General features: G+C 29.1%; 4 protein-coding genes. All 4 read right to left on the reverse strand.

The genetic code is table 11. The features are described 5' to 3' along the window. Positions 1 to 174: 174 nt before the first annotated feature. Complete coding sequence (locus AO58_RS0116620) at positions 175 to 876, reverse strand: SIMPL domain-containing protein (RefSeq protein WP_024982759.1); 702 nt, start codon at positions 874 to 876, stop codon at positions 175 to 177. 177 nt (positions 877 to 1053) lie between these two features. Further along, a complete protein-coding gene (locus AO58_RS0116625) occupies positions 1054 to 2715 on the reverse strand; it encodes a serine hydrolase domain-containing protein (RefSeq protein ID WP_024982760.1) in 1662 nt (553 codons plus the stop codon). 73 nt (positions 2716 to 2788) lie between these two features. After that, positions 2789 to 3586, reverse strand: coding sequence for a helix-turn-helix transcriptional regulator (locus AO58_RS0116630; RefSeq protein WP_024982761.1), 798 nt, complete (start codon positions 3584 to 3586; stop codon positions 2789 to 2791). Positions 3587 to 3754: 168 nt separating this feature from the next. Continuing rightward, positions 3755 to 4273 (reverse strand): hypothetical protein, encoded by a 519-nt coding sequence (locus AO58_RS0116635; protein WP_139225591.1) that lies wholly within the window; start codon positions 4271 to 4273, stop codon positions 3755 to 3757. Positions 4274 to 4403: the final 130 nt, after the last annotated feature.

The raw sequence follows: 4403 nt of genomic DNA on the forward strand, positions 1-4403 counted from the left end.
TGTCGGCTGTTTCTTTTCAACGGAGCTATACACCCTAACGTTCTCGCGCTACAGCGGGTTTGGGACTAAATTAAGCCTTATCTTCGGATTTGCCAAATCTCCCAAATACAAAACCAACTTTCCATTAAGCCAAATGCCCAAATCCGTTGTAGCGTGTGTTGGGCGATCGTATTTTTATTCAAGTTTAAATTTAACGTTTACAATAGTTTCAATTTTAATTTTTTGAAATTCAATATCTATAGGTTTGTATTCTTGTTTACTTTTTCTTCCATATCCGACAACTACAACTTCTTGCAAACTTCCACCGCCGTCGAAATTTCCTATGTTAGTTAAATCAGAAATAAAAATTGCATTTCCAACTTTTTGTTTCAAGGGTTTAGTCATAAATTCTGCTTGAATTTTAGCTTTTGCAATTGCATTTGATTTTAAAATCAGTTTTATTTTTTCATATTCTGTATTTTCGGTTTTTGTTACTCGAATATTTGAAATTTCAATTGTTTCAAGTTCCGAAATTACGCTTCCAGCAATTTTTGCGTTTTCAACAATTAGATTATATGATTTTGTTTTCATTACATCAGTTTCTTTAACAAAGTATTTTTTGAAATTACTAGCTAAATCATTTAAACTTAAATTTTGATTTGTATTAATTCCCAGGCCCTTTAATTTCTGCTCCATTAAGTTCTCTAATTCTTCAACAGAATATTTGTCTTTTGTGTCTTTTTCAGAAATTACAATATTCAAATGAATTCTGTTTGGCAAAACCAAAGTATCCGAAATTGCTGAAGTTTCAATATATGGTAAATCAATGAAGTTTTTCGATTGCGAATAACTTTTCGCTGAAATAATAATTAAAAATAGTAATGTTAATTTTTTCATTTTTCTGTTTTTCGTTTTTCGGTGAATATGTCGCCCAACGTTCCCGCGCTACAAGCAGTTTGGGACTAAATTAAGCCCATTATTCGGATTTGCCAAATCATCCCAAATACAAAACCAATTTCAAATTAAGCCTATTACCCAAATTGCTTGTAGCGTGTGTTAGCCGTTCGTTGTTTTTTATTTTTTAAGATAAGGCAAGATATAATTTTCAAAAATCATTTCTGGCTGTTGTGTTTTTCCGTTTCTGAAATTTCCAGATGTGATAACTGCAACGGTTTTTAAACTGGGAATAACAAAAATATATTGACCACCAGCTCCTCTAGCTTCAATAGATTCAAAACTTTTTCCGTTTACTTGATACGAATGATGCCACCATAAATAGCCGTATCCATTTTTGTCTTTGGTGTTTTCTAAAACTCGATAATTTTTAAAGGAATTTTTTATCCATTTACTGGATATAATACGTTTTGAGTTCCATTTACCATAATTAAGATATAGCTCTCCAAATTTCAGCATATCGTTAGAAGTAAGATACATTCCACCGCCAAAATATGGATTTCCATTCAAATCAGCTTGAATGATATAGTTTGAAATATCTAGTTTTTGAAATAGATATCTATCCATAAATAATTCTAAAGGTTCTGTAATTATTGAATCCATAGCAATTCCCAGTAAATAAGGATTTGCAGAACCATAATTTGCTTTTGTATTTGGGATATTTATCATTGGTACAGATAATATTGTTGCTATCCAATCCTTTGCTCTTTGAAAATTTTCTTCAGTTGCAGGAGATTTTGAATTTGCATTTATACCATAATCAATGGCGTCTAATCCTGAACTCATTGTTAAAAGGCTTTGGATATTTATTTTCGCTTTTAAACTGTCTTTTTGAGCTTGATATTTTGTGGGTAAAAAATCAAAAATAGATTGATTAACACTTTTGAATAATGATTTATCTAAAGCAATACCAACTATGGCTGATGAAATACTTTTTGCTGATGAACGCATATCGTGTGGTATATTTGCGGTATAACCATCAAAATAATTTTCATAAATAAGTTTGCCACTTCTCGAAATTAAAACCGAATGAGTATTAGGTAATGAATCCTTTAAAATAAGATTCTCCAGTTCGGTAAGTTTTAGAATAGAAGTTTTATTATCTGTTTCAAAACCACCAATTTTCCAATCGATTTTGGATTTTTTTAAATCTATTTCTGTGATTAAATGGGTTCCTAAATATATACCTAGTTGAATTGTATTAGGTTCTAATTTTCCTTTAAATTGTAATCCGGTTTTAAAATCAGAAAAGGATATGATATCATTTTCTTTTTGGAAATTATCGCACCAAGTTCCTGTAAAACGATTGTCGCCTAAAATTGGATACGCTTGATATTCATTTTTCGAACCATTTTCTACACTTAAATAAAAATCTTTTGATTTTAGTTCGGTTACCATCAAAATATTCCAATCTCCTATATAAGAATTGTTGTTTGACTTTGTTAGTTTTAAATGATAAAGTAATAAACCAGATTTAATAAAGCCATTAATTTCTTTATTATCCTTGGACAGAATACCTTCAAAAAATAAATTTTCAGCAAATGGTATTTTTATTTGATTAATAGTAGTCGCATTAAATGGAAAATCAATAATGTTTTTATTGTTATAAATTTTGAAAATAGCTTTTTCAAATCCTAAATTATTTATTTCAACTTTTAAATTGAAAGTTTTAGAATTTTCGATTTTTCCTTCCCAATTATCTGTATATTCTGCCATATCTTGTGCATTGACAGAAAACGAAAAAAGAATAAAGAAAAAGATGATGATGTTTTGAAATTTCATTTTTTGATTGATTAATGATGATTTGCAAAGATGAGTTTTTGAATTTTATCAAAATTGTATAAAATTAACATTATCACATTTTTCTAAATAATTTTGTTGGAGTTGTATTATAGATTCGCTTAAAACTTGAAATAAAATGACTTTGGTCATAAAATCCACATTGATAGCAGATTTCTGTCATCGAAATTTTATTGGAAGCAATTAAACAAAAAGCTTTATTGACTTTTAATAACCTAATATAATTGCTTAGGCTTGTGCCAAAATATCTGTTGAACTCTCTGGATAAATGAATTGGATGAATCCCTAAAATGGAACTTAGATTGTTTAAGGAGTAATCCATTCGTTCCTCGATTAAAAGTTCCTGAAGTTTATTTGCCCAATCAGGTTTTTTAGCACTTATTTTTTTGTTTTCTTTTATGTTTGTAAAAATTTCAATCATTAATGTTTCAATGCCTAAATTTGAATATTGGTCTTTTATTTTGGATTCAACATATACTTTATTCATCAAATTTTTAGCCAAAGGATTTTTTATATTTATGCTTCCTTCAAAGTCAGTTATTTTAATATCGTAATTTAAAAACCAATTTTCATTCAATTCAATATGAAATCCTCTTGTATATTCGGGTGGTTTTAAGTTGTAATGTGCGTCTTGCCAATTGTGAAATAACAAACTTCCAGGTTCTAAATAATAGGATTCTTTTTTGTTGGATTCAAAGAGTTTGCCTTGAAGTAAATAAGTAAAATATGGATTTTCGTGATAATGCCAATCTACTTTACTATGTGTGTATTCTGTGTCAGTTATAATGATATTTTCAAAAGTTGACTTTTGGTAATGTGTTCCGAAAAATTCTCCTTTTTTTAGTATGTTCATTTATTTTTTTGGTTTCTGCAGTACAATGACGGCTAACGTTCCCGCGCTACACGCAGGCTGGGATTAAAGATGCGTAATCTTTCGGTTAAAAACAAATGAAAAAACCAATTGCCCAGCTTGCTTGTAGCGTGTGTTGTGCGTTCGGTTTTTTTCTATTTTAAAATAGGTTTAACACCCACATTCTCCAATAAATTTTTTTATTTGAATTTTTCCATTTTTATCCTCAACTTTTATCGAACCAGTATTCCACCAAACTTCATCACCACGTTTTTTTGTATTGTCTATTTTAACTTCTATAGTTGCCCTAAACTTTTCATTTGAGAAAATTTCAGTATAATTTTCTTCTTTTGTTGAATATTTGTCGAATTTTCTTTCAATAAGATATAGTTTCATGTTTTTTCCGTTTACCGAAATGTAAGCAATACTATCTAAATTAGTTGCAATTAAATATTTTTCTGACCTGTATTTATTTTCTGTTTCTGAAAAAAAACAAGAACAACCATCAATTTCCATTGGAGTATCATTTAAATCAGTTAGATTTAGTCCTGTTTCAATATTTTTTGTTTTAGATTTAGAATAATCAATCTCCACACTTTTTGAGTTCTGTATATTTTCAGCTTGCTCTTTTTTACAACTTATCAAAATTGAAATTATAATATTGAAAAATAGAATGTATGATTTCTTCATTTTTATTTCTGTTTTTCTTGGTTTCCTTTCGCTTTTCTGTCGCTTTTCTGTCGCTCGAAACTGACGCACAACGTTCTCGCGCTACAAGCGGTTTGGGACTAAATTAGCGTTATTTTTCTGATTAGCCAAA

The sequence above is a fragment of the Flavobacterium succinicans LMG 10402 genome, from assembly GCF_000611675.1.
Taxonomy (GTDB): Bacteria; Bacteroidota; Bacteroidia; order Flavobacteriales; family Flavobacteriaceae; genus Flavobacterium; species Flavobacterium succinicans.

Bases quoted from the DNA above. Each gene is read 5' to 3' on its own strand.
- AO58_RS0116625 (WP_024982760.1), bottom strand. From the start codon at position 2,715: ATGAAATTTCAAAACATCATCATCTTTTTCTTTATTCTTTTTTCGTTT.
- AO58_RS0116630 (WP_024982761.1), bottom strand. From the start codon at position 3,586: ATGAACATACTAAAAAAAGGAGAATTTTTCGGAACACATTACCAAAAG.
- AO58_RS0116635 (WP_139225591.1), bottom strand. From the start codon at position 4,273: ATGAAGAAATCATACATTCTATTTTTCAATATTATAATTTCAATTTTG.
- AO58_RS0116620 (WP_024982759.1), bottom strand. From the start codon at position 876: ATGAAAAAATTAACATTACTATTTTTAATTATTATTTCAGCGAAAAGT.